The sequence below is a fragment of the Salinibacter grassmerensis genome (assembly GCF_947077765.1).
GTDB classification, from domain to species: domain Bacteria; phylum Bacteroidota; class Rhodothermia; order Rhodothermales; family Salinibacteraceae; genus Salinibacter; species Salinibacter grassmerensis.
In genome coordinates this window covers 258,180-285,123 of the sequence record NZ_CAMTTF010000001.1, presented here as the reverse complement: position 1 = coordinate 285,123, position 26,944 = coordinate 258,180, and the positions used below count along the sequence as shown (strand labels likewise).

General features: G+C 64.7%; 16 protein-coding genes. 12 read left to right on the top strand and 4 right to left on the bottom strand.

Translation table 11 applies throughout. The annotated features are described in order from the left end of the window. Positions 1-13: 13 nt before the first annotated feature. The 3 genes from OJB03_RS01070 to OJB03_RS01060 all read left to right on the top strand — a co-directional run bounded on the left by OJB03_RS01070 (position 14) and on the right by OJB03_RS01060 (position 2,283). Positions 14-697, top strand: a complete 684-nt coding sequence (locus OJB03_RS01070) for an SAM-dependent methyltransferase (protein WP_263784486.1) — start codon at positions 14-16, stop codon at positions 695-697. A 107-nt stretch (positions 698-804) separates the two neighbouring features. Beyond that, on the top strand, positions 805-1,776 hold the full coding sequence (locus OJB03_RS01065) for a YihY/virulence factor BrkB family protein (protein ID WP_263784485.1): 972 nt from the start codon (positions 805-807) through the stop codon (positions 1,774-1,776). Between the two features lie 63 nt (positions 1,777-1,839). After that, the gene (locus OJB03_RS01060; RefSeq protein WP_263784484.1) at positions 1,840-2,283 is read left to right on the top strand and encodes a hypothetical protein; all 444 of its coding nucleotides are present in this window, start codon (positions 1,840-1,842) and stop codon (positions 2,281-2,283) included. Between the two features lie 19 nt (positions 2,284-2,302). On the opposite strand, the gene OJB03_RS01055 is transcribed toward OJB03_RS01060, so the two are convergent. Further along, positions 2,303-3,388, bottom strand: coding sequence for an alkaline phosphatase D family protein (locus OJB03_RS01055; RefSeq protein WP_263784483.1), 1,086 nt, complete (start codon positions 3,386-3,388; stop codon positions 2,303-2,305). A gap of 76 nt (positions 3,389-3,464) precedes the next feature. Next, positions 3,465-4,976: a calcineurin-like phosphoesterase C-terminal domain-containing protein gene (locus tag OJB03_RS01050; protein WP_263784482.1), complete on the bottom strand. Its 1,512-nt coding sequence runs from the start codon at positions 4,974-4,976 to the stop codon at positions 3,465-3,467. 479 nt (positions 4,977-5,455) lie between these two features. On the opposite strand from OJB03_RS01050, the gene OJB03_RS01045 reads away from it, so the two are divergent. The 4 genes from OJB03_RS01045 (at position 5,456) to OJB03_RS01030 (ending at position 12,050) form a co-directional block, all read left to right on the top strand. Next, a complete protein-coding gene (locus tag OJB03_RS01045; RefSeq protein WP_263784481.1) occupies positions 5,456-6,637 on the top strand; it encodes a PqqD family protein in 1,182 nt (393 codons plus the stop codon). Positions 6,638-7,550: 913 nt separating this feature from the next. Next, the gene (locus OJB03_RS01040; protein ID WP_263784480.1) at positions 7,551-8,381 is read left to right on the top strand and encodes a hypothetical protein; all 831 of its coding nucleotides are present in this window, start codon (positions 7,551-7,553) and stop codon (positions 8,379-8,381) included. Between the two features lie 241 nt (positions 8,382-8,622). After that, positions 8,623-10,725 carry an ATP-dependent DNA helicase RecG gene (recG, locus tag OJB03_RS01035; protein ID WP_263784479.1) on the top strand — a complete coding sequence of 701 codons (2,103 nt, stop codon included), beginning with the start codon at positions 8,623-8,625 and terminating at the stop codon, positions 10,723-10,725. Positions 10,726-11,003: 278 nt separating this feature from the next. Further along, positions 11,004-12,050, top strand: a complete 1,047-nt coding sequence (locus tag OJB03_RS01030) for a PEGA domain-containing protein (protein WP_263784478.1) — start codon at positions 11,004-11,006, stop codon at positions 12,048-12,050. Between the two features lie 79 nt (positions 12,051-12,129). On the opposite strand, the gene OJB03_RS01025 is transcribed toward OJB03_RS01030, so the two are convergent. Continuing rightward, positions 12,130-13,743, bottom strand: a complete 1,614-nt coding sequence (locus OJB03_RS01025; RefSeq protein WP_263784477.1) for a T9SS type A sorting domain-containing protein — start codon at positions 13,741-13,743, stop codon at positions 12,130-12,132. A gap of 676 nt (positions 13,744-14,419) precedes the next feature. On the opposite strand from OJB03_RS01025, the gene OJB03_RS01020 reads away from it, so the two are divergent. Next, positions 14,420-15,697, top strand: coding sequence for an MraY family glycosyltransferase (locus OJB03_RS01020; RefSeq protein WP_263784476.1), 1,278 nt, complete (start codon positions 14,420-14,422; stop codon positions 15,695-15,697). Positions 15,698-15,963: 266 nt separating this feature from the next. Here the strand turns inward: OJB03_RS01020 and OJB03_RS01015 are convergent, their stop codons facing one another. Then, positions 15,964-16,719, bottom strand: a complete 756-nt coding sequence (locus OJB03_RS01015) for a hypothetical protein (RefSeq protein ID WP_263784475.1) — start codon at positions 16,717-16,719, stop codon at positions 15,964-15,966. Positions 16,720-18,354: 1,635 nt separating this feature from the next. Between OJB03_RS01015 and OJB03_RS01010 the strand changes: the two genes are divergently transcribed. From OJB03_RS01010 to OJB03_RS00995, 4 genes are all read left to right on the top strand, one after another. After that, positions 18,355-19,818, top strand: coding sequence for a YfjI family protein (locus OJB03_RS01010; RefSeq protein WP_263784474.1), 1,464 nt, complete (start codon positions 18,355-18,357; stop codon positions 19,816-19,818). 1,297 nt (positions 19,819-21,115) lie between these two features. Continuing rightward, positions 21,116-21,592: a lasso peptide biosynthesis B2 protein gene (locus OJB03_RS01005; RefSeq protein ID WP_263784473.1), complete on the top strand. Its 477-nt coding sequence runs from the start codon at positions 21,116-21,118 to the stop codon at positions 21,590-21,592. A gap of 566 nt (positions 21,593-22,158) precedes the next feature. Then, positions 22,159-23,730 carry a PKD domain-containing protein gene (locus OJB03_RS01000; RefSeq protein ID WP_263784472.1) on the top strand — a complete coding sequence of 524 codons (1,572 nt, stop codon included), beginning with the start codon at positions 22,159-22,161 and terminating at the stop codon, positions 23,728-23,730. Between the two features lie 442 nt (positions 23,731-24,172). After that, entirely contained in the window at positions 24,173-26,935 is a 2,763-nt protein-coding gene (locus OJB03_RS00995; RefSeq protein WP_263784471.1) for a FlgD immunoglobulin-like domain containing protein, read from the top strand. Positions 26,936-26,944: the final 9 nt, after the last annotated feature.

Genomic DNA, 26,944 nt, shown 5'->3' with positions numbered 1-26,944 from the left:
CTCTCCGTCGGTAATGTCCCGTTTGCGTCCCGCAACGATTTCCCTCCTCGCGACTCTCCTCGTCCTCGCGGCCGTTCTGCCCCAACGGGGAGCCGGCCAGACCGTAGACCCGCTTCCCCCAAGCCTGCAGGAGGAATCTCTGGCCGAGTCGGCCGTCATCTCTGACTCAGACACCGTCGAGAAGGACGCCCCGTACGTCTCCACGTCCCAGCGCGTCGTGAACCAGATGCTCGAGGCGGCCAACGTGACGAGCAACGACGTGGTGATTGACCTCGGCAGCGGCGACGGGCGCATCCCGATCGCCGCCGCCCAGCGACACGGTGCCCGCGGCATCGGTGTCGAGATCGATCCGAAGCTGATCGCCAAGGCCCGCGAAAACGCGGAGACGGCCGGGGTCTCCGACCTCGTCGAGTTTCGACAGGGGGACCTGTTCAAGGCCGACCTGAGCGAGGCGACGGTCGTGGCCCTGTACCTGTGGCCGGAGATCAACGTGAAGCTGCGCCCGAAACTGCTTCGGGCGCTCGACCCTGGGGACCGGATCGTCTCACACGACTTCCGGATGGGCGACTGGGAGCCGGACCGGGTCATCGACCTCGGGCCCGGCAAGATCGGGCAGGAAACGGTCTATCTCTGGACCGTTCCCGCCTCTATTCCGGAGGACCTAATGGAGATCAGCGACGAGGTAGAGGTTCAGTAATCCAGGGCCTATGCGGGCAGGACTCTCGCCGGTTCTCTCCGTGATCCTGCCCGTCGGGCACGAGTGGCGCTTCTCTTGCCACCTCTGACAGACACTTTCCGGGGGCCATGTCTCTCGCCGACGCGAAGCAGCTCGTTCTCGATACGCTTTCCGCCTACAGCGACGACCACGGGGAGCGGCTGGCGGCGGCGGTCGCCTACTACGCGACGTTTTCGCTGGCGCCCCTTCTGGTCCTGGCCCTGTCCGTCGCCGGGCTCCTGTACGGCCAACGGTCCGAGGCGGCGCAGACAGAGCTCAAGGCACTGGTCCAAGACGTGGTCGGGCCCGAGGGGGCTGCCCTAATGGAGACCATCCTGGAAGGGGCCGCGGCCGCCCCCGACACTGGCCTCTGGGCAACGGCCCTCAGTAGTCTCGCGCTGGTCGTCGGGGCCACGGCCCTGTTCGCCCGCCTACAGGACGCACTCAATACGATCTGGGGCGCCACGCCCCGCTTCACGGGGGTCGTGGGGTTTTTGTGGAGCCGGGGCCTCTCGCTGCTGCTGGTCGTCGGGGCCGGGCTTACAGTGGTCGCCAGCCTACTGGTGAGCACCCTTCTCGTCGGGCTGGCCGACCAGTTGGGGGTACAAGGGCTCCTGCTGGGGATGGAGCGACTGGGCGCACTCGTCATCCTCACGCTCCTCTTCGCCGTGCTGTACCGCACGCTCCCCGATGCGCCGGTCCGCTGGGCAGACGTGTGGCTGGGCGCCGCGGGAGCGGCGGCCCTCATGACGGTTGGCACCTGGGGCCTCGGCTGGTACCTGGGGCGGGCCTCCGTCACCTCGTCGTACGGAGCCGCGGGAGCGCTCGTCGCCCTGCTGCTGTGGGTCTATTACTCAGCACAGATCTTTTTTCTCGGGGCCGAACTGACGACCGTCTACGCCCGTCGAACTGCGCACCTGGCGTTCTCCTCCGAGGAGACCGTGTCCCCTGTTGAGAGCTCATCGTCGCCGCGCTCCGAGCAGTCCCGGTCCTCCTCCTGGCCCGCCCGCCTGGGCTGGGTTGCACTCGGCGTCGTGCTGGCGCACTTCTTCCGGCGGTGATCCGCCCGTTCGCGTTGCACGTCCAACCCCGACTTTCTCCTCATGATGGCTCTGCCCGGTCCCATGCCCCTTCGCTTGTGCTCGCTGATCGCGGTACTCATCGGGCTTCTGTTCTTCGGAAGCGGGGCAGGATGCGCCTCCACGGCCACCACTGCTCCATCAGCCATTCCCAACGCGCCCGCCCTCGATACGGCCCGGGTTGCCCGGATTGACGTGCCCGATCAGATTGCAACTTCCGACACCCTTCGGATCCGTCTGTCCGGCACCGTGGGGCCCAACGGCTGCTACGCGCTCGCTCGGATTGACGAGGCTCGTGTCCCCGGCCGGATCACCCTGACGCCACTGGTGCAGCCCCCGACATCGGGCGACCGGCCGTGCACGATGGCAATCGTACCGCTCGACACGACCTACGCGGCCTCCCCGCCGTTCGAGAGCGGCCCTCTCTCCGTGACGGCCCTTCAGAAGAACGGGACTCCCGTGACCGACACGGTCAGGGTCGCGGATTGAGAACGACTGCTCGCCCGCGCTACCCACTCGACGGCTGCAGGTCGGAGAGCGAGAGGGTATGGTCGAGCAGCGTCTCGTTGTCGGTGCCCCGCACCTCGAACCGAAGGGTTACGGGGTCGGCGGCCCAGTCGATCGTCACGAGGCCATAGTTAAGCGCCGCGACGAGCGACCCGACACGGTGCCGGTTCGCCTCCTCATGCATCGGGGCATGGTGCGTGAGGCCGCTGGACGTAAACTCGTATAGCGGATATTCGGCGGCCTCGTCGTGGCGGGAGATCTCAGAAATGTGGCGGTCCCCGCTGAGGAGGACGGCTCCCGGCACGTCGGCGTCGTTGATGACGCGGAAGAGGCGCGCTCGGGCCTGGGGAAAGTTGGCCCACTTCTCCCACGGGTGTTGGCTGGAGACGGCCTGGATGCTGGTCCCGATGAGATGAACCTGCGCGGTGCTTGAGCGCAGCTCGTCCTTCAGCCACGTCCACTGCGTCTCGCCCAGGATGTCCCCCTCCTCATTGGGAAAGTAGCGCTGGCCGCTGATCGGATCTCGCGTAATGGGGTCGCGGTGGTAGCGCGTATCCAGCAGGATTACCTTCACGCGCCGCCCGGGCGGCCCGTAGGTGTGGGCGCTGTAGACGCCCGCACGCTCCCGTCGCGGATGGTCCTCCGGAACGCCTATGAAGTCGAGGAAGTGCTCCTGACTGCGATCCCGCTTCGGGTAGGAGCGACCCGCGTCGTTGGCCCCGTAGTCGTGGTCGTCCCACGTGCCGATCACCCGCGTCGACTCGCGCAGGGCACGGTAGCCGGGCCGGCGGTTCTGCCGGGCGTAGATTGAGTCGAGGGCCGTCATGTTGAGCGTGTCCGCGTAAACGTTGTCCCCCATCCACACCCAGAGGTCGGGATCAGCGGCACGGATGGGATCCCAGAGGGGCTGAGAGGCCGTCTGGTCGTTGCACGAGCCAAACGCGATGCGTGTGATCGGCGTCGCCGCATCGCCCCCCGCGGTGGACGACGGCTCCTCCGGACCGGTGCAGCCGAGCCCGACCAGTCCCCACCCCAAAAGGAGGAGCGCTCCGGCAAAATGCGTCCATGACATCGGCGGTTCGTACATGCGGGCCAGTCGGTGTGTGCGGAAAAGTAAAGAGAGGGCGGGGCTCTTTGCACCTTTGCCAGCTCCTGTGGCGCGTTCAGCCCCTGCCGGAAGACGGGCGGGCCACGTAGGTGCGCCCGGCGGGATCGGTGGCCTCTACCCGCACCCGGTTCGCGTCCGGGTTGTCGGGGGCGTAGTACAGATGCGCGGTGGGCTGTGGCTCCACCCACGTGTGCTTCTCCGGCTGGTCGCCCCCCGCGTGGCGGCGCCGGCTCATCGGGTCGAGCCCCACGCGGCGGGCCATGGCGCCGGTGCGGATGCCGTCCTCGTACCACACTACCGTCCAGTCGTCGGTGGCGTCCCACACGTTGGCAACCCACTCGCCCGGCGCCTCGGGATCGGCCCCGGCCGGGTAGGCCCGCATTTGGTGGTCGGCCTCGTGGCCGGTGGACTTGTAGCGCCACTTGACGGACTCGCCGTCCACCTCGTAGACCGCGTAGCCCTTGGGCGTGCCGTCGTAGCAGACCGGGCCGGTCCACCACGCGCCGCACACCGTGCCGACCACATGCTCGTGCGGGCCGTCGGCGAAGCGGTGTTCGTTTTCGTGGACGTGCCCGCTGATGATGTGGGCGTCAAACGGATCGAGGAGCTCGTAGAGCGCAGCGCGGTTTCCAATCCGGCCCCGGACCGACGGGCTCGCCTCTCCCTGCCGCTCGTAGGCAGTGCTAAGGGGCGGGATGTGCGTGAACACGACGACGGGACGACCCTTCTCGACGAGCGCGAGGTCCTGCTCCAGCCACGCGAGCTGGGCCGCGTCGAGGTGGCCGTGGTAGTCGCCCGTCTCCCGCCCGAAGCCGTCGCTCCCCGGCCAGTATACGTCGTCGAGCACCACGTAGTGGGCGGCCCCGCGGTCGAACGAGTAGTACTCGGGGCCGAAGTGCTGCCGGAAGGTGGCCGTGGAGCCCGGGTCGCCCGGCGCGTCGAAGTCAAGGTCGTGGTTGCCCACTGCCTGCACGAACGGGATGCCCATCTCCTGAACCGCCGCCTCGTAGCCGGAAAAGAGCGACAGGTCGTCGAACACGAGGTCGCCCCCGCCCACCCCAAAGACCGGGCGGTCGCCGAGCGCCTGCACGGCACCCTGCACGTCGGGCACCGTCTCGTCCTGAAATTGCTGCACCTCCGCTTCCGTCCGAGTCTGTGGGTCGGCCAGGAAGAGGAACGCGTGCCGCTCGTCGTCGCGGTCGAGGGGCGTGAGCCGAAACGAGGCCTCCGCGGTGCCCCCCGCCGCGCCTAAGGGCCGGTAGAACCGGGCGGTGCCCGTCTCGTGCGTGGGGAGCCGGTACCCGCTCGGCACCGAGAGGTAGACAAACGGCCGGCGGGGTGAGGCGGCCAGCTCGTAGCGCCCGTCGGCGCCGGTCTGCGTAACAGTGACGCCGTCGGTTATGGGCACACCCTCCAGTCCCCCGTCCGGCCCTGTGACGCGACCGGTGACTGTTACCGACTTCCGACCAACGCCTAGGCGAGGGGCTCCCGCGGCCATCCCCGGAACGCCGAGCGCGGCTCCAGTGAGGCCAAGATACTTGAGGAAGTCGCGACGCGTAGACTGCATAGGCCGGGCGAAGTTGGTGGAGACAAAGTACCGTTTTCATAAGGTGCAAGGCGAACAGGGAGAAAATCATCATCTCAGCGTTATGATCCTCTCTTTGCGGTCCTCTCTCCACGGCCGGGCCTGCCGACGAATCCGTTCGATCCGCCGGCATAAGGAAGCCGTGCGCTTCAATCACAGGCCGTTTGGCCAGACCATTTTCGCCCGAAAGCCGGACCCATCCTACAGATCGAGACGAGCACCGGCAGCGTCGGCGTGGGCTTGGTGGTCTTCGTGCCGACACTTTTTGCGGACGTCATGCTTTTTGCGGGAGTAACGGCACTCACCGTCATCGCAGTGATCCCGAGGCCGCACAGGGGGCGCGAGTCGCCGCACTTAGGCGGGCTGTATCGGATTATCGCACTTCTGAGACGCTTGGGGGGGTGCAGGCTCTCAAGTGCGCGCCCGATGGCCGACTTCGAATAGACAGACACTTTAAGCCCATGGCCGAACGCGACGACAGTCAGGATGGTGACGTTCAGAGTCACGACGTCCCTCTCCGCAACCCATCGGTGACCGCCTACCGGGTCGACGGCGACGCGGTCCTGCACGATTCGGAGCGGGACCAGGTCTTTGCAATCACGGCCCTTGCGCGGGAGCTGTGGGAGCGTTGTGACGGGAACACCCCCCTGGTAGAAATGGGTCGTGCGATTGGAGGGACGGCCAACGCGCCCCCTCCCGAGGTCATGGAGACGTTGCGGCAGATGGCCTCTCGTCTGCGCGACCAAGGGCTCCTCTTCGTACCTAGCGGAGACATATCCAGGACCGGCCAGGACGGGCCACCGGACGCCAAAAATGGAGAGACCCTGCGCGTTGTGTTCGGGGCGCATCAGGTCAAGGTCCGGACCGATGCCCCCAAGCTTGCGCGGGCCGTGCGGCGTGTTTTTCATGGGATGCTCGGCGGGCGGCGCGGCGACGACTCGCGCCCCGAAACGGTCGACGTGCTTGCCGCAGGGAGGTCAGGGGAGCAGTATTACGTGCGCGGCGCTGGAGGCGACCAGACAGAAGAACACACATTGGACAGCGCGATCCGCGACCTGAAGCACACGGCCCTGCGGCGATTCATGGAGGCGCGACCGGACCTGATTTGGCTCCACGCCGGGGCGGCGACCCGAGACGACACCTCCGTTCTGGTCGCCGGCCCGTGGGGCAGCGGCAAAAGCACAGTGATCGCGGCCCTGTGCCGCTCGGGGTGGACATACCTGTCGGACAACATGGCCCCGCATGACCCTAACTCCGGAGCGATTTTGCCCTTCCCCACCACCATCGCCTACCGCGAGTCTGGGAAAGAGGCACTCTCCAGGGAGGAGCTGGCCGGACGGCCCAAAACACGCGTCACCTTAGAACCGGCGCGCATTCGGGACGCTCCCGTCCAGCCGGACGCTGTGTTTCTCCCGGTCTTCAATCCAGGTCGGCCAGCGGAAGTGGAACGACAGGGCGCGGCCGAGGCTGCAGTGTCACTCGTGGAACGCTGCCAGAACGCGGGCCGCCACCACGGCGACGCCGTGGACCGGCTGTGCCGGTTGGCCGGGCAGGTCCCCGCCTTCCAGTTGTGCTATAACAGTCGAAGTAGCATTTCCGGTCTGCTGACATCCGCCCTGCGGAAGGCAGATGCCCGGATTTAGTCTTTTGGAACGTCTTTGTAGATAAAAGTCCTCTTTCGGAATAATCGCTCCGTCTCCTCATACTCCTTTCTGCGTATTCTGGTAGCAAACCTCTTGCTTGAAGCGATGGACGACGGTAGGGATGATTCTCAGCGACCAGAGAGCACGGGACAGAGAGACGGAGAGGAATTTACTCCCGACGACGGTTCCGAGAACTCGACGATGTCAAGGCGAGACGCGCTCAAGAAAGGGGCGTACGCCGCACCGGCGATCATGACCATCGGAAGCGTGCCGGCGTTCGCATCTAGTGGATCTCCATGCAATAAACCCCCCGGTCAGGGAGGCACTCCTCCGGGTCAAGGGAGTACTCCTCCGGGTCAGTGCGAGGATCCTCCTGGTCAAAGCGACGACCACAAAGGCTCCCCTGGTCAGAAAGGTGCCACCAGCACCGATTATGTGAGCGAGAGGTATGGCAGCGATGACTATGTTGACGGCAATCGGAGCCGTAGCATTCACGGAGAGAAAGATTACAGCAGCAGCGACTACGGCGTAGACGACTAAAGGATTGGGCCAGCGACAGGATGCTCTCGGGCATAGAATTGTCCCGGGTGGGATCAATGAGAACATCTTGGAGACGATCGGGACTCAGAGCCATATCCCCGGGGGTTAGGGCCATGAGCTTGGTGCCCAGGATTCCTCTTCATACCCAGAAGAAAGCCCCCTCCTTTCGGGCCGCTACACGCTCTCTACCAGCCACGGTGGGCAAATGCCCCCTCGGATCTTCACTGGTGTAGGATGCATGGTAGTGGACACAGGTGTATAGTTAGGTCTTGCGTCGGCGTCTCCGCCGTTCCCTTCAAAAAGCCCATATGGGAAGCGCTCAATCTCCAGTCGGCTCTCTTCGCTGCTGTCCTGCCCCCAGCTTCCTCCAGTCGTGACTTGCGATCTGCTCCGAAGCGGGATACTGGCGGTGCTCGCGGTGGTCGGAGCTTCTCTCTGTAGCGCGAGTGCCCAGCCCATCGAGACCCGCCTTCCGTTCCTGCAGAACGAGTCTGCCGGCTACGCGGGAAGCGAGATCGCTGGGGGGATGCGCAGGGACGAAGGGCCGGACCCCGCCATTACGGCCGGCATTCCGGCGGCGCACGGCGCTGAGTTTGGCGACCTCTACGGAGGCGTCTCCTACCAGCACTTCTTGAAGCCGGGCCTCCCGCAGCGAGACGACGGGGCCGCATTTCTCGGCTTCGGCGTAGGGGAGGCCCGCCAAACAGTTGGGCTCGACGTCCGGTACGCGGTGTACGACCTGGTGGACGACCCGCTGAGTGAGGGGAGTCTCAGCCTAAAGGTCCACCGCCATGTCTACGGGGGGCTCTCCATCGCCGCAGGCATAGAGGACGTGATTCAGTACGGCGGGTGGGACAGCAAAAGCGCGTACGTGGTGGCGAGTCAGGTCTTGCGGCTCGACAACGATATTCTCACCGAGGCGTCGGCCACCGCTGGCGTGGGAGACGGGCGATTCAACACGATGAAAAGCCTTTCGAACGACACAAATCAGGCCGCCCTGTTCGGGGCGCTGAGCGTCCAGCTGGCCGATCGCGTAAACGTGTCGGGCACATGGCACGGACAGGACCTAAACATTGGCGTCTCGGTCGTCGTGCCGGAGCCGGTTCCGCTCACGCTGTCGCCAACCTGGGTCAGCGTGCTCGGCAAGCACGTCTTCGGGGATCGGTTCGCCCTGAGCGTGGGAACGAGCGTGCCGTTCTCGTGAGGGATCGCTCTCGTAAAGAGCCGTTTCCATGGGAGGACGCGCTCCTTGCCCGAAGTGGGATGAATGCCGCTCGGGCGACCGCACCGCAGAATCCAGAGAACCCATCCGCCGTAGGCTGGGGGAAAGTGGGCCTCCGGCGCCGGGAACGCCACCCCGCAGTTCGTGTGAGAAAGAGCGGACACATCGTCCGCACATCCCGCATTGACCGGTCGGCCCGTTACCTGGCCCGTAACCTACAGGCATGAGTGAGGACTTTCTTCAGCAAGACGTCCGCTACGTGAAGGGCGTGGGGGAGAAACGGGCCGACGTGTGGGCCGAGCAGCACGGCGTGCGCACCGTGCAGGACCTGCTCCACTTCTACCCCCGCCGCTACCTTGACCGCACGACCGTAACCCCGGTGCGGCGTCTTCAGGAGAGTCCGGACTCGGTCACGGTCGTGGGCACCGTCCGCTCTGTCAACGTAGTGCCCAGCAACAACCAGAAGCGGCTCGAAATCATTCTGGAGGGGGAGCAGGGCGGGCGCATGAAGGGCACCTGGTTTCAGGGGGTCTGGTGGGTGCGGAAGGCGTTCGACGAGGGCGACCGCGTGGCCTTCCACGGAACGGTGGAGAAGTACGGCCGCTGGCACTCGATGACACACCCGGACTTCGACCGCCTCAACGACGAGGGTCCGCTGCTCGATACAGGCCGCATCGTGCCGCTTTACCCGGGTGGGGAGGCCATGAGCAACGTCGGCCTCACGAGCCGGACCGTGCGCCGCGTCCTGTACGACCTGTTCAAGGAGCACGGCCTGAAGCTCACGGAGACGATGCCCGGCTGGCTCGTAGACGGGTACGACCTGATGGAGGGCCGCGTGGCGCTGCGGGCCATTCACTTCCCGAAGAACCAGCAGGAGCTCTCGCGGGCGCGGCGTCGCCTGAAGTTCGAGGAGCTCTTCTTCATCCAGCTCCTGCTGGCCCAGATGCACGAGCAGCAGGAGGAGGTGGCGGGGCCTGCCTTCGGCGACCCCGACGCGTACACCCGCGAGTTTGTGCGAGAGGTGCTCCCCTTCGAGCTCACGGGCGCCCAGACCCGGGCCCTGCGCGAGATCATCGGCGACGTGCAGACGGGCACGCAGATGAACCGCCTTCTCCAGGGGGACGTGGGCAGCGGAAAGACGGTCGTCGCCGTGGCGGCCATGATGCACGCCTACGACAGCGGCTATCAGAGCGCCTTCATGGCCCCTACCGAGATCCTCGCCGAGCAGCACCACGCTAGCCTGCAGGACTACCTCCACCCACTGGGGCTGGAGCCGCGCCTACTGATCGGGAGCCAGACCAAGGCGGAGCGGGAGGAGGCGCTTCGGGCCCTCCGCAGCGGCGAGAGCCCGGTCGCCGTCGGCACGCACGCCTTGATTCAGGAAGAGGTCGCGTTCGACAACCTCGGCCTCGCGGTGGTCGACGAGCAGCACCGCTTCGGGGTGGCCCAGCGCGCCGAGATGTTCGAGAAGGGCGAGCGGCCCCACATGCTCCTCATGACGGCCACGCCCATTCCCCGCTCCCTCGCCCTCACGCTCTACGGCGACCTCGACGTGTCGAAGATCGACGAGATGCCGCCGGGCCGCAAGCCGGTCGAGACGCGCCTGCGCGCCGAGAAGCGGCGGGGGGAGGTATACGCCTTCCTGAACGACCGGCTGGAGCAGGGCGAGCAGGCGTTCGTGGTGTACCCGCTCGTAGAGGAGAGCGAGAAGATGGACCTCAAGGACGCGGAAAGCGGGGCGCAGGAGCTCCAGGAGACATTTTCGGACTACACGGTCGGGCTCGTCCACGGCCAGCTCGGGTCCGACGAAAAGGACGCGACGATGCGCCGGTTCAAGGAGGGAGAGATCGACCTCCTCGTGGCCACGACTGTGATCGAGGTGGGGGTCGACGTGCCGAACGCGACGGTGATGCTCGTGGAGCACGCCGAGCGGTTTGGACTTAGTCAGCTCCACCAGCTGCGCGGCCGGGTGGGGCGGTCCGACCAGCAGAGCTACTGCGTCCTCATGGCCAGCTACAAGCGGAGCCAGGAGGCCAAGCAGCGCCTGGAGGCGATGGCCCGCACCAACGACGGGTTCGAGATCAGCGAGACGGACCTCCAGATCCGCGGCGCCGGGGACTTCTTCGGCACCCGCCAGAGCGGGATGCCCGACCTCAAGATCGCCGACCTCACCGAGGACGACGAGATTCTGGAGGTCGCCCGCGAGGCCGCCTTCGCCCTCATTGAGAAAGACCCGCACTTGCGGGCCGACGAGCACGAACGGCTCCGCCAGCGCTACCAGGAGGACTACGCTGAGCACGGCCTCGGCTTCGCGCGGGTAGGATGACGACCCAGCGAGGAGACAGATTCTTCCCGACGCCAGCGTTCCTGCACCCGCGATTCCGCACCCGTAGTCTCCCGGACCCGCGATTGTGGTTTGGCTCTTCGTAGGAGTTTGGCTCTTCGTGGGAGGCGAGAGATTCTCCGCCCGGCCCGACGGGTCCGATTCGATCCATGTTCTCGCCGGGCTCGTGGTCGCCCCACAGCCTGCACGACGAACCTTCCCCCGCGCCTGAGGTAGGAGTTAGGTCATTTCTCCCAACGAACGTCGCACGTGGCACGCGGATGGCCGACGATGCCCCGTTTCCGGAGCCAGATGACGCTGCTCGTTCGGACCCCGACTCTGCGTCCTGGGAACCGTACCAGTCCCCACAGGGCAGCAGGGGGGGCGCGCTGCGCCTGTTGCGCCGCCATGCCTTCTCCATCACAGCGGGGGCAGCCGCCCTCGCGATTGGGCTGCTGATCTACTTCGCCCCCACCCGTCTCGGGCCCGCCCCGAGCGCGTCCCAGTCGGACAGGGGCCAGGCGGCGTCCACCCTGTCGGTGTCTTCCCAACCCAGCAGCGCCGTGGTCATCGTGGGCGCCGACACCGCTGGTGTCACTCCGATCAACGATTACCCGCTCCCCCCGGGCACATACCTGGTGACGGTCGACCGGGCGAACTACGGGAGCCTGGACACCGTGCTGACGCTGTCCGCAGGCCAGTCCGCCGCACTCGCGCCCCGCTTTTCTCGGGACGAGCCCCCTTCCGGCCGTTCCTCCGACGAACCGGCGGCTTCGCCTCCCCCCTCGCCCGATGCCCCCGCCTCCTCCGACGAGACACCGGACCCGGCTCCCGGCAGGCCCACGGCCAATAGCCGCCCGGGGACCTCTTCTGCCGCCACGGACGGCGACATCGCGCCGGTGACCGGCACTCTCGTGCTGCGGGCAACGCCCGAGCGCGCAACGGTGACGTTCGACGGAGAGGAGGTTGGGGGCACGCCAGCAACCCTCGACGAGGTACCAACAGGAACCTACGACGTCACCTTCTCCCGTTCCGGGTACGGAACCGTGGCCCGGCGGGTTGACATCACCGCCAGTGACACAGCGACGGTGACGGCGACACTGGAGCAGCAGACGGGGCACCTTCGCGTGCTAGTCCGCCCCTGGGGCTCCATCTACATCGACGACCAACGCCGCGCCGAAAACTCGGACGTGTGGTACGATACGGCGCTTCCCGCCGGCGCCCACACTGTCACCGCCCGCCACCCGGCACTGGGAGAACAGAGTCGGTCCGTGACCGTCGCTCCCCAAGACACCCAGTCGGTTATCATGGACCTGCGTGAGCAGTAGCGCCTCCGCGGCGGAGACTGGCGCAGAGGTCCACCCGTGCACTTCGGGCCGGGCAATTGCTCCCACCGGACGACCATTCCTATCGGACGACCGTCAGCTGGCGCGTCTGCTGGAACGTCCCGGCCCGCATCCGGACGAAGTACTTCCCGCTCGGCAGGGTGCCCGCATCGATCTGGGCCTGATGCACCCCAGTCCGGCGCTTTTTGTCCACGAGCCGAGCGACGCGCCGTCCCAGCACGTCGTAGACGGCGATCGAGACTTCTGACTCCTCCGGAAGCGTGTACTCAAGTTCGGCGCCCCTGCGGATCGGGTTGGGGCTGGCCTTTCCGAGCCGGAATTCGTCCGGGCTCGGGGCGGCCGTAACGGCAATCCGCCCCGTCGACTGCTGGATCTGTGCGGCGGGCTGGGCCGCCGACAACGCGTGGCGCTCCTCCCCGGCCGAAATTTTGACCCGTCGGTCGCTTCCGCCCGTCTCCAACCGGACCTCTACAGGGAACGTCGCGCCCTGAAGCTGCACGGCGTGCTCCGAGGTCTCCTCCGGCGCAAACGCCGCCGCCGCGTGTCCGCTCGCAAACCGGACGTCGAACACATCGCCCGGCGGAATGGGGGGCAGCTCCGAGCGGCTGCGCTGCGGGTCAGTCAGTCCTTCCTTCAGCCGAAGCGTGGACTGTTGCCCCTCAGCGTCCGTGACCCGGAGGCGCGCTTCATCCGCTGGCCCCTGCTTGGACGTCTCCGAACTGGCCATCAGCGCCTTCGTGGCCCCGGACACGTCCAGTGTTCCGGCTTCGGCGATCTTGACCCAGTACCCCTCGCCGGGACGCAGCGCCGTGGTGGCCGTGTACCCCTGGCCCACCGGCAGCATGAAGAACTCCGACTCCATAATCCCGGTCGGGGAGGCGGTCACTGCACTGACCGACACCGTATCCTCGACGCTTCCAATCAGATTCCATCCCGGCTCCACCTCAACCGTCGCAGGCGCCACCGTCCCTGTCACGCTCGTGGTGTCTGCCTGACACTGCACGGCAATCCCTGTCCCCGCCGGCAAAGGGTTTTCTTTCGACAGCGGCGCGTACCCGCTTCCCGGCGTGTACGAGAACCCTCCTGAGCACTCCGGGAAGAGGGTCCCGAACGTCGAGTCTGACTCTATGGGCACCGAGACAAAGTTCCAGCCCTCCGTCAGCGCGATCGTGCGCGTTACCGTCTCGGAGGAGTCGGCCTGGAAGCTGGTCACCTGGTGGAACGTCCCCGGGTCGTAGACTCCCTCAGCGCAGACGGGCACGCCAACGCCACTGCACGCCTCGAACGTGGCGGATGAGTCTACAGCGACGGCGGTTCCCTCCGACACGTCGAAAACCTCAAACTGCAGGGACGCGCCCGACGCGTATCCGTCCGGGGAGACACTGATCGAATCCGACCCCGCGGCGGCGAGCGTAGCGCCATTCCCGTCCGTCCATACCCCGTAGCCCGCGCACGTCCCGCCGGCCGTGTACACCGCGATTGTGTCCCCCGCCGCCACGGGCGTTCCATCGGGAAGGGCCGGGGCCGCCGTCGCCGGGACGTGCACCGTCGCGTTGTCGACGTTCGTGATGCACTCTTTGGCGTAGGTGAATGATTGTCCCAGGGCCGCGGCGGGCACCAGGATCCCGACCCCGAATAGGGCGGCAAACACCAAAGCAAATGGGCGGGCAGTCATTTTATGTTGTGATCCTTTAGGTCTTCAGCTTCCAATCTTATGGATCACAACATCTATTCCTAACACTCCCTCGGCGGCTTCTTCCTCCGTTATACCGTGTTGACACGGGGAATCAGGGCATGCGAGCGCCGCCGCAGGGTGCACTCATGCTGCTTTAGCCCCCTATAACCAGCAGGATTGGGCTGTCATAGGGGCGTTCAGTCATTCTGCGTGTCATCTAAAAGATAATGGTTTGCCGAGAATTCGGAGCATAGAATCCGTTCCCTATTGCCCGACGCGTTTTCGTTTCGAAACCTCTTCCCGTCAGAACGGCGTCTCGGGAGGGTCCACATGCTCGTAGACAGCAGCGGAATGCCGAGGACCGCGCATGCCCGAAGCTCCCTACACGCTCGCCTCTCCTGGGCACTCCCAGGCCCTGCCGGGCTCCCGGACTAATACCGGTCATCCAAATCTACCACGACCGAGAGGGGATTTTGACAACCCTCGTGCTCCAAAGATAAGCGCATGGCCCCTCTATATGCTTATCTGTTCTCGGGCACGCGCTCGTACCATTGTGAGCAGAGATCCTGGCACATCTTCTCCAGCGAGGCAACACCGGGCAACTGAAGTGCCCCGACGCCCACGTCTTCGTTGCCTCTGCCGCCCACATCTCCTCTCTGCACTCACGCTGCGATTCATGGCCACACCTCTGTTCTTCGGACTTGTCGGGAGCGTGGTCGCCGGGTTTCTGGTGACGGTGCTTCTCACCGGTCTCGTCTGCGAGCAGGCCCCACGCCTCGGTCTACTGGACCGCCCGACGCAGGCCCGGAAGGTCCACACCCGCACCACGCCAACGGGGGGCGGCCTTGCGATTGCCGTAGGGTTGGCGGTGGGGCTTGGGGCGCTCTGGGGATTCTGGGGCCCATTCCCCGGGGCCGTTCAGTCCCTCTCGTTCTGGGGCGGGGCGGCGATCATGCTCGCCACGGGGTACTGGGACGATCGGCACGCCCTCGACGCGAAGGGCAAATTTGCCTTCCAACTCGTCGCCGCCTACCTCCTTCTCCACTCAGGCACGATTCTGCCTCTTCCTGGAGGAGGCACCGGCGCACTGGCCACCAACGCGGTTTCGGGGACCGTTGCCGCCGGGGCCCTTCCCTTCAGCGAAGCGCTGTACATTATCCCGCTCTCGATGCTGTGGATCGTGGGCATCATCAATGCGGTCAACCTCATTGACGGCCTCGACGGTCTGGCGACGGGCATCATTGGCATTGCCTTTCTGGCGTGCGCGGCGCTCTTCGGGGTCAAAGGGGAAATCGCCCTGATGGCCGTCGGCGTCGTGATGGCCGGAGCGCTCATCGGCTTCCTGCCGCATAACTTCAAGCCCGCCACCATTTTCATGGGGGACTCCGGGAGCCTCCTCCTGGGCTACCTGCTGGCCGGGTACACGCTGCAGGGGCCTCTCCACACCGACCCGGTGATGGCCCTCCTCATTCTTCCTGTCCTTCTGGGCGTCCCGCTTCTGGATACCGGCACGGCAATTATCCGGCGCTTCGGCTCGGCCCGCACCATCTTCGCCCCCGATCGTCGCCACGTGCATCACCGCCTGGTCGATCGCGGGACCGAGCAGGGCGCCGTGCTCATCCTCTACGGGGTTGGGGCGTGGTTCGGAAGTGCGGCCGTGCTGATGGGCGTGCTGCCTACGGGGTGGGGCTTCCTTCTGGCCGGCAGCACCGTAACGATTGCCGTCGTGTGGGCCTGGCGCCTCGGGTGCCTCACGCCCGCCCCGGCCACCGACGAGATGGACACGCGACAGTACTCCACCAGGGTGCTGGCCGAAAACGATATTCCGGCATCCATTGACATCACCGCGACGGGCGACACGGTGCCAGCAAGAGGCGATGGCGCCGTTCCTGAGGCCACGCAGGACCAGTCGGCCGATGAGCAGAAGGCAGAGGAAAACCCAGTTGCCCCGTAGGTCCGGGGGTCTTTCTCCTGTCCTCCGCGGTGGGTGACGCCTCTGTGCAGCACTTCCGGGTAGCACTTCCAGGTAGTATCTCTCTTCCCGCTTTTCCCAGCCGGCTTCTTTCCAGTTTCTGACCGAAGGCTCTTTCGATGTTCACCACTTGCGGGTTGAGAGCACGGAAGTGACCGACGAGGCACACCCTCACGAAGAAGACATCCCAGCAAAAAGCCCCTGGCAAAAAAGCCTTCGACAAAAAAAGAGAGCCGGACTGTGAGGGCTCACGTCTGCCCCGTGTTTCCGGGCGGCCCTGAGTCCGGTGTCCATGGGGAGGGCTCTTCTCGTTGCTCGAGCCGCTCGAGCACTGGATCCGGCAGCCGGTGCCAGCTCTTGCGGTCGGCCACGAGCGGCCCGGCGATCTTGCCAGAGGCCCCCATCCCGAACGCCTCCGCCGCGCTCGCCAGCGCGACCTGGCCGGCTACTCGGGGACTCGAGGCAGTCCCTATGCCGGTCCGCCGCCCGGGCCCCACCCGGAGGTGGCAGCGCATCGAAAAGGTGCCGCTTGCCTCCGGGCCCGGCTCCAGCCGGTAGCCGTAGCGCCCGGGACATAAAACCAGGTCGAGGCGGTCGCGGATTGCCTCCGGGCGGAGCCGCAGGTCGACGACTGCCTGATTTAAATCTTGACTTGACTCCTCCTGTTCATCTCCAGGCTGGGACCTACGGGATTCACTGGAAAAGGCCTCCAGCGGAAGGTTCGCCGCGGTACGCCCGGTCGCCCGGCTGCCTACGACGTAGGCCTTCCGGGAGAATGGCGCGCGCAGGCGGCGCCACTCCTCCGGTGTAACCTGGCGCTCCGCTGCAGGACCGTCGGGCCCCAGGGCGACTTCATTGTCGCCGCTTCCGGTTGCCTCTCTCCCTCCTACGTAGTCTTCGTTTCCACTGCCTCCGTCCGGGTCGCCCTCGCCTGAATCGCCTTCACTTGAGTCACCTCCGTTTGGATTGGCAAAGCTGAAGTCATTCTCGGTTGGGATGTTCATCGGTTGGGGATCAGTCTGTTAATCAGTGGTATCGAGACAGGAGGCGCCGGGGCACCGGCACATGCCTTAGCGCACCAGGGCACAGGGCCTCCTGTCATGACTATGGTGGGAGGCGCCCCTGAATACTTGCAGGGCGGTGGCACACACGGGCAGGCCCCTAAGCGACAGCCCTTTAGACGAACGGCCCCACAGCCAGCAAGCGCAGATGGTGGCATATCAAACCTGCGCACACGCGCCCAGGCGGGGTCGGATCAAGCTCGTGTCAGATCGAGCCCGTGTCGAAAGAAGACCGTGTCAAAGAGAGACTGTCTCGGGGCAGACAGAGGCTAATTCGGCCAAGAGCGGCGGCGAATAATATACCCTCCGGAACAATTTATTTGCTGGGAAAAATGTGCAGAAAAGTGCATCCGGGTTCTCATATATGCCGTATATGGATTTTTCCGGACAGCACACTACCAGAGCTTTTCACCTCCGCCGCGCGCCAGCAGAGGGCTGAACGTCCTTCTCTGCGGGATAAAACACATATTGTCCTCTTATTCATTTTGCGTAGCGGTTGACATGTCGCCTTTGCCTGCGGCGGCGACTCTGTTTCTGGACAGCTCGCACTAGCATTCCCGGTTAAACAGAAGATCAGTCCTGCTGAATAGCCTCGGCTCCAGGCCCAGGTCAGACTGGCAAGCGGCAATGCAGATAGAAGGCGCCAGCAGAGACAGCAAGTGGAGACAGCAAGTACAGGTGACCAGGGACTTATCTTCATCTCCTTCCCTCTGCTCCCACCACTGCCGCATGGCTCTATTGGCGTAAGTGCGCTGCGGAGTAGGTGCGTCGCAGATAGGTGCGCCACGGACATGAGCGAGCGCGAAAGACGGCGGTGCGAGCCGAACCGTGGGTGACATGCCCTCCTGCGCGCGACGGCGAGATTGTGGCCTGCCGCATGCTTCCTGTGGATTGGATGCTCTGTGCCCTGGACTTCACGCAGGGTGCCCCAGCTGGGACGGATTCAGACGCAGCAACCCTCGCGAGAGAAGGAGCGCATTTGACTTCGAGGACCTTTGCTGGCGTCTGAGCAGCCGGTGCTCGGGGGTCAACAACGGGGGTTCCATCGTTTCCGATTTTGGGCGCAGGCGGTGAGCACAAGCCTCTCGAATGGCCAAACCGCCGATCCGTTTATCTTTCGTTCAGCTCAATTCTACCATGGTACCCTCTAGCGAAAACCAGTTTTCTTCTTCTGCCGCGAACCAACGTTCCTTCGGCTACCCGCAGGCTCAGGGCCAGCTGGGTGCTCTCCTTCCGTTCCCGCCCCTCAAGTCGGCCGCCGAGCATAGGAAAGACGTCAGGTGCAGAGAAGACGCCGGACATGACGGAAATGCCGAGCGGACCAGCATTTTTGGTCTCGATGCCGGCAAGACGTCCAGTCCCAGCGAGACATCCACTCCCAGCGAGATCTCTAATTTCGACGAGAAGCGGGCCGCTGGCGACCCCAAGGGCTCCAGTGGCACTGAAGACACCGGCAGCTTCAAGAATGCTGGCAGGTCCGGCAACTTGACCTCTGGCCACCAAGCATCTGATGGCACAGGCTCCGGCGACCTGAATCCTCTCCACCAAGGATATCTTTCCCAGCGCGCGCTGGAGCTTTTGCCGACGCTCCTCGCGGAGCCGGCTTCCCAACTCGCCGACCGCCGGAAGCGAGACGTCTTCCTGACCGGCGCGCTTCCGATGTGGGCCGGCGCGCTCCCAAACATCCAGTTTCGCTACGGCGGAAGCAGGGTGAGCCCCAACCTCTACAGCGCGGTGGTCGCCCCACCCGCCTCCGGCAAAAGCGCGCTCCGCCATGCCCGCAAGTACGGCCGGACGCTCCGCAAGGAGCTACGCAGCGGCACCGCTCCAAGAGGGTCGTCCATCGAAAAAGAGCCACATACTGCAGAAGAGCCTGGCGCCCGAGAGAGACATGAAGGCACGCCCTCTCGCCGGAATCGGTCTGGCAGCCAGCCCGGCCGGCACCTCTTTCTAGCCGCAGACAGCAGCGCCGCTGCCCTCAAGCGACGGCTTGAGGAAAGCCCCCATGGGGTCATCTTCGAGACGGAATTCCAGTCGCTTAGCCAGGCCCTGGGAAGCTCTTGGGGCTCCTTCACTGACGTGCTCCTGAAGGGGTTTCAGAACGAAACCATAAAGATGAGCCGGTCCTCGAAGGGTACGGTGACCATTCCTCATCCAGCTCCCTCCATCGCGCTGGCCGGCACGCCAGCCGCGCTCGGCGAAGTCCTGTCCGGCGACGGTGCCATGCCCGGCGGTGGGGACACGCCCGGGGCAGGAAACGGGCTTTTCAGTCGGTTTCTCTTCTACCGGTTCGACCGGGAGTTTGAGTGGAGCTCACAGTTCGGAAAGAGAAGTGGAAGCCTGGGACAGCGCCTCCAGGACGCCAGCGAGGCATTTCGGAGCGCGTACCGTGGGCTCATCGCGAGAGAGGAGCCGCTCTGGATCAGGGTGCCGGAGGCCCTGCAGGAAGTGCACACCTGGGCGTTTCGCTCCCTTACTGAGAAGTGGCGTGAAGACGGGAACGTGCCCCGGCCCATGCAGGCCTCCCTCACCCGAGCAGGGCTTCAGGCGGTAAAAATCGCCGTGATCCTTCGGGGCGTTCGGCTTGCGGAAACCGGAGTTCCATCGGCTCAGTCGGTGGAGCTGGGGGCTAGAGACCTGGAGGCGGGCCTTCGCCTGTCTCTGACATATCTTCTCCATGCAATCGGGGTCGGTAGTCGCGATCACGGAGGCGATGGTCTACGGGGTGCAGATCTGCAGGAAGGGACCGGCCTCCGAGCGACACTCGATGAGAGGAGGCAGGACCTTACCGAACGGCAGCGTGAGTACCTGGAGGCGCTCCCGGAAGGAACGTTCTCGACGGCAGAGGCGAAGGAGCGGGCCCAGAGCGTTGGCGCAAGCGAGCGGGGCGTACAGCGGTGGCTCAAGGCGTGGAAGGAAGCCGGCCTGCTGCGGAAGCCAAAACGCGGGACGTGGGCCAAGCGAGACCCAGAACCGGAGGGCCCGGCCGGGGCAGAGAGTGTCATTTCTGTCATTAATGGCATTCCTGACCTCGCCGACTGAGCTGAGCGCGCAGGCCCCCAAGGAGCGCGCACGGGCGAAAGCGACAGGGTCAAAACGACGAGCGGACCGGTCAGGCCCGGGAGGGCGCGCTTGAAAGAAGGAGAACAGTTCCCCCAGCTTTTCTTCAGCGCTGTTGAAGGAGAGTGACACCAGCTACCAGTCGACGTTTCAAGGGAGCCGTTCTTGACAAGCGCCCTGTGAACTGACTGCTCCCCCGGCCGCTCGGAGAATGCCCCTTCAGAAAAAACGCGGGTCCTTTAAAGCACGGGTCTCTTTCTGCTCCTCCTGCGCTCTTCTCAATCAGTGACGAGCGTGTCGGCCGCTCACGCGAGCGCACTCTCTCTGCAACGTCGATTTTTACGATTGCAAAAAATTATTTATTACATGCACAATGAGTATGGAGTAATTAAACCCCGGCGGGGGAAGAACCTCTCCTTTGTTTTAGTATTTGTGTACTAATAAATAATACATTTGACATCAGGTATATATTAGGGAGCGGCTTCCTTGTCCCCCTCCGTAGATGGTTTCGTCATCAGGTGACCTGTTCATTCCGGTAAGTTGATCTTGTCGCCTACCGAAGAGCCCCCCTGTCTCGGATCGCCTTCTTGAAGGCCTCTACCTACGCCGCAGTGCGCCGGCAAATATCCTCTTTCAGGTGTCCTGCGCCGACGTCCTCAGGGCCATTTGCCTGCCTGAGAAGATCCTCGACTCCCTCGCGGAGCTCTTGGCAGAGGCGATTGGTCAGGCCGGTGCCTTATACCGCCTCACCTGTCGGGTTGCCCGTCCTCTGAGCCATCTGAGACGGAAGTCTGTGCGGAGGGCAGACGCGTGGAGGACGTGTGTGACAGTTCCTCTGACTCGGGGAATGATTTGACGGGGAGCATGGCGAGTGTTTCTCTGTACAAGGGAACGGACATGACTAGCTTGGATTGCCGAGACACTTACCTTTCAGTCGCGCTCCTTGGCTCTCCCACGAAGTGCTTCTTCCGAGCAGCTTGCTACGTTCTCTTTGAGCACACTTGCCCTTCGCTTCGGGGACCACACGAAGTGGTACTTCACTGCGCAGGCAGTGTGGTGGCCTCTCCGGCATGATTCTTAATCGATTAGCATTGCTCCATCGGTAGAACAACGCGTATGGGTCTCCGAAAGAGGAATCTCACATCGCGTTCGCCTTCCCATTGCGAAAGATCTCAGGGCCACCAGGTCCACATCCTCTGGCGAAGAGCGGAAGGGACTTCTGCCCCTCACCCATTCGATGCCTCAATCACGTAGTCCCTTGAACACCTTGAAGGCCCTCGTGCGCAGGCTCCAAACACTGTGGCGCCACCCCTGGCAAAACTGGGGGCTGCTACTGTACGCGGCTGCGCTCACTGCGTGCATCCGGGGCGGGCTCTCGGCCACCTCTCTAAGCCGCATGACCCGAACCCTGCGGCGCGTAGCGGCGGGGCTTCCCCGGTGGTCGGCGGCAACACCCCGCTACCGCCTGCGCGCCGCCTGGGCCGCCCACGCGGTGGGCCAGCGCCTCCTGCCCGAGCGGCCCTGCCTCACGCAGGCTCTCGTCCTGCAGTATCTTTTGCTTCGCCGTGGGGACGACGCAGCCGAACTGCACATTGGGGTGACGAAGAACGAAGATACAGGCCTCCAGGCGCACGCCTGGGTCGAGCACAGCGGGCGCGTGCTGATTGGAGGCGCAGGAGCCCCCGACACATACGAGCGGTTCGAGGACCTCGGTACGAAGCTTGAGGCCGCAAACACGCCCAGGCAGACGTCCTGATGCGGCTCGCGGTCAGCGAACTGTGCCCGTCTCACTTCGAGACTGGGGCGTTGGGCGCGCGCAGGATCTGATGGGGCCTCTTCACGTCCCGGCCCCATCTTCCCGTCGGGACCGCATCCCAAAACGAACCTCAGAAAACTTCGCTGGAGGGTGGAAGGTCCCCACCAGCCCTGCACGGAGGATACTCCTTGACGTGACGAAGCGCGGCGTCGAGCACCAAACGACGGCGTTCTCATGCAACATATTTCGTAGGAGACGACCTGCCTGATGTCTCGCTCCCGCTCTCAAAGCCGCAACCTGGACCAGAGCTCTCTACTGGGGACCATCGTCGCGACCATTTTCCCATTCTTTTCTCCCGACTCATCCAGAGACTCAAAAGGAAGAGCGAGAGGAGCGTTAGTATATTTTGATTATCATAAATTCTGTTGCTTGAACGATTCCCTCTTCGCCTCAGATCGCCTCCGATGACATCGCATCCCAGTCGGGACATACGCTCATCGGACGACGCACATCTCCCCCAGTCGTTCATGTCGTTTCCCACGTCTTCCCCTACCGCGCAGGCGTTTTTGCCTTCTGGTCGTCCCGGTGGTCTGCAGAGGAGTCTCTACAGCCTCCTGCTCGCCGCCGTGCTATTCGGGCTCGCATTCTCTCCTCCGGCCCAGGCCCAGAGCAAGCGCGCCGGCGACACGTTCTACATCAAGCTTGGTGGGGGGCTGTCCGACTACGCCGGTGACAATGACGGATCCCTGGGTCTCGACCAGACGACTGAGCTGAGGGAGTTTTTTGACACCCGCAAGTTCACCGAACGGGCGGCGTTTCCGTACGTGCTCGTCGGGGAGCTGGGCTACCAGTTCTCACCCGAGTTCGGCCTCGGGCTGGGCTACCAGTTCGGGCAGTATCCCTTCGCCGATGGCGTCCCCTTCACCACCACCTCGAGCGCCCCAGGACAAGGCGGTGACCTCGGCCAGTCGCGACACACGGTACAGCTCCTGACTCGGTATATGGTTGGAGCCTCAGGATTGCGGGTGAGCCCTTATGTCGACGCAGGGCTCAACCTCTCTCTCGGGGGGCGCTCCCCTGGAATTGGGCATCTAGTTGGGATTGGGGTAGACGTATCCCTCACCGACCGCACGTCACTATTTGTCGAGAGCCGCCTTAATTTTACGTTCCTGGACGACGCTGTTGACGGCATTACCAGTGAGACCCGTGCTGATGCCCTCAGCGCCCTGCCTGCCATCGGACTGAAGTACACCTTCGACCGGCCCGCGGTGCCGCCTCGTATCTTAGAGTTGAACGGTCCTGCTGAGGTGACGGCCGGCGAGGCGGCCGCCTTTGCCGCCCGCGTCAACGAGGAGGAGGCCACGCGCCCACTGTCCTATGAGTGGACGTTCGGCGACGGGCGGACGGCCACCGGGCTCACGCCGTCGCACGTCTATAACGCTCCCGGCACTTACGCCGTCGCGTTTGCGGCCCGTAATGACGCCGGCACCGCCATCGATTCGCTGACCGTGGAAGTGCTTCCGGCCCCACGGCCGCCCCGCATTCTTGCTCTCACCGCCACCCCCAGTCCGGCCTCGTCGGGCGAGCCGGTTCAGTTTGAGAGCACGGTGGAGGGCGCCAAACCCCTCACCCTGGAGTGGAGCTTCGGCGACGGGCGATCCGTCACGGGACCCGCTCCCACTCACACCTACGGTGCCCCGGGCGAGTACACTGTCCGCCTCACCGCGACCAACGAGGACGGGACGGCCACTGACTCGATCGCCCTGCAGGTGGAGCGGACGCTCCCGGCCGTCTGCAAAACGGTGCAGGAGCTCAACACGGTCTACTTTGCTCGGGGATCGAGCCCGCTTAGCTCTGAGGCGCGGAAGAAGCTCCAGGAGAACGCGGAGGTGCTCCGCAATTGCCCGAACCTGTCGGTCCGCGTAAAGGGCTTCGCGGCCCCGGACGAACCATCGCCCCTGCCGCTTTCTCGGGACCGCGCTCAGGCCGTGGCAGACTTCTACGAGGACAACGGCATCGCGCCCGACCGCGTCACGACAAGCGGAGAAGGGGCCGTCGGCGACCCGGGCGGCAAGAAGGGCGCCGATGAACAGAACCGCCGCGCCGACTCCATTCCACAGCGGGACGGCGATCTGTAGCCGTTCGTCCGGAGGGGGCGAACTGTCTCGGTGCTTTGCCTCCTCCAGCCCCTCATCGGGCAGGCGGCCTCTGTGTTCGCGCCCAGGCGGACCGAGCCCATTTCTCGACTCCGATCAGCCCTTTTGGGGACGGCGATTTCCCGTCTGCGCCGTAGCGAACTCACTAACGCCCTTCCGGAGCACGTCGACCGGTCTTCCGTCGTCATTTCTTTCCACAGCGCCACTCTGCTCCGCGTGGGACGGACGAGTCACAGGAGCAGCGCAGGCAATCCGAGATCTCATAGCTTCTCTCCCTCCCCAAACATTTGTTTGTTACAAAATAACAAAACAAAACAAACGGTAGTCCGGTCGACTAGCGGCCATCTCAGCTCTCAGCTCTCCCTCGCTTCTGATTCTGTAGCACACCTCTCCGCACTTTCTGTCTCCCTGCCCCGACGACGCCATGTGGTCACTTCACCCCGCAGGACGTGCGCTCTTCCTTTCACTGCTCTTTGCTCTGTCGCCTCTGCCCGCGCAGGCCCAAACGCCCAACGCCTGGATCAATGAGGTTCACTACGACAATGCCGGCGGAGACACCGATGAGGTTGTCGAAGTTGTGATCGAGGACGCCGGCAGCGTCGCCCTCGGCCGGTTTCAGGTTCTCCACTACAACGGAGCGGATGGAGATTCCGACGCCGCAGACCCGGTTCCCCTCGATGCGTTTACCCCTGGCGCGACTACCGGGGGGTTCTCCCTGTACTCGTACAACTACACGGACAACGGGGAGACCCTTCAAAACGGCACGGAGGCGCTTGCGCTCTGCTTTGACAGCAATGACGACGGCACGTTCGAGGCGCTGGTGTCCAGTGGGGGCACCGACCAGTTTCTGAGCTACGAGGGCACCCTCACGGGCACCAGCGGGGACGGGTGTGCGGGCGGCAAAACGAGCACCCCGATTGGGGCCGACGAGTCCACGCCTCCTCCCGTCGGAGAGTCTGTACAACTGGAGGGATCCGGCACCGCGTACAGCGACTTCACCTGGACGGGCCCTCTTGCCAGCACACCGGGCACGCCAAACACAAGCCAGACCCTGAGTAGCAGCGTCACGATCACCGTCGACGACGACGGGCCCGCCGACTACGCGTCTATTCAAAACGCCATCGACGCGACGGGGACGAATACCACCATCCAGGTACTGGAGGGCCTTTACACCGAAAATGTCACCGTGGACAAACAACTCACTCTCAAGGGCGCAAACGCTGGTACGCCAGGTGACAGTCCCCGCGGCGGTGAGGCGACCATCGAGGGACAGGTGGTGATCTCGGCCTCCGACGTGACCCTCGACGGGTTCGACGTGGCCCCGCCCCCTGCGACCTCTAACACGACGGCGGAGGCGCTTCGCGTCAGCAATGCCCCAGACAATGTGGTGGTGGCCAACACCGTCGTCCGCGATTTTGAAGAAAGTGGGCTTCCCCCTTGGGAGGGCTTAGGGGGCATCGTGGCCTTCGGTGGCAACAGCGGCGACGCCATCGACGACCTGACGATTGCCGACAACAAGGTTCAAAACCTGGACGGGCGGGATACAAAAGGGGGCGCGGCCGGCATCAGCATTCAGGGCCACGTGGACGGCGCAACCGTCACGGGCAACACGGTTGCGAACGTCGGGATGGACGCCACGACGTGGGCGTTCGGGATCGTCGTCCGGGGCACCGACAATCACGGCCAAACCCCCACGGGGGTCGACGCGTCCGGCAACGACGTGTCCACGGTCCAGTCCGCCCCCACCACATCGACGGTCGGCGTCGGATTCGGGTTTGAAGACGGCACTGCGGGCACCACGACCGTCGCAGGCAACAGCTTTAACAACACCGAATTGCAGGTCGAGGACAAAACAGCAGCCCTGGACTTAGACGCCCTTCTCGCCGACAACACCTTTGATCGGGCCGTCGTGATTCGGAACGCGAACGGAGACGTCAAAGACGAATCCGGCGTCCAGAAAATCTACTCGCCGATTTCGCCGGCCGTCACCGCGGCGGCCCCCGGCGAGACCGTGGAGGTCCACGACGGCACCTACGCGGAGACCGTGACCGTGGACAAGGCCTTGACCCTGCAGGACGCGTCTACGCCCACCGTGGACGCTTTCGAGGTGGCCGCCGACAACGTCACGATTGACGGCTTCAAGATCACCGGCGGCCTCGTTGGCGGGGAGACAGCCGGGATTTTTGTCCAAGCGAACACGAGCGGCCACACATTTTCGGCCAACAATCTTGGGGGGCCGGGGAGCGGAGCGGGACTCCGGATCCGATCTGGAGTCAGCGGCACGGAGATCACGGAAAACAACATTTCCGACTGGGCCTTCGGCGTCGACGCCGACACTCCCGGGCAAAACGTGCAGGTCACCGGCAACTGCATCTCCAACAACAGCAGCGTGGGCGTACGGTCGTCCGGCGGGCAAATTCTGACCGCCTCCGGCAACTACTGGGGCGCGTCCAGCGGGCCGAGCGGTGACTACCCCGGCACTGGCGACGCGGTCGTAGGGGCCGTGACGGTCGACTTCAGCCCGGAGCCGGTGGCGGCCTGCACAGACGGCGACCCGACGCCCGAGTGCACCGCCACCACCCTAGGCGAGTCCGTTACGCCCCCTGAGGACGGAAGCCCCGGCGTGGTGACCGCCACCTTTACCAACACGGATGGCCTCGAAGAGATCGAGTATACGAAGCTGGAGAACTTCACGGTGACCGGCGAGCCAAGCGGCTTCACGCGGAGCGGAGACACGTGGACGGCGGACGACCCACAAAATCCGCCCGCGGCGGCCGTCTTCGATCTGACACAGACCACGATCGGAGACCCGTCGACGTACTTCGCCATCGCCGCCAGCACCTGCCCGACCAAGGACGACGGCCGACTGGAGGTCAACTTCGATCCCGTCCACGAGCTCTCCCCCGCGGCCGCGGCGCAGTTCGCAGGCAACGCCCCGAATCCCTTCGGCGACCGGACGACGATCAAGTTTGCCCTTCCCGAACAGACCGACGTGACGCTCACGGTCTACGACATGATGGGCCGACGGGTGGCCACGCTCGTAGATGGCCCCGTGCGCGCCGGCACGCATCAGATCCCCTGGACCGGGCGCACCCGCGACGGACAGGCCCTGGCCAGCGGCGTTTACCTGCTGCGCCTGAGGACAGGCGAGCAGGCCTTTACCCGGCGGATGACTCTCGTCCGGTAGGACTCTGTT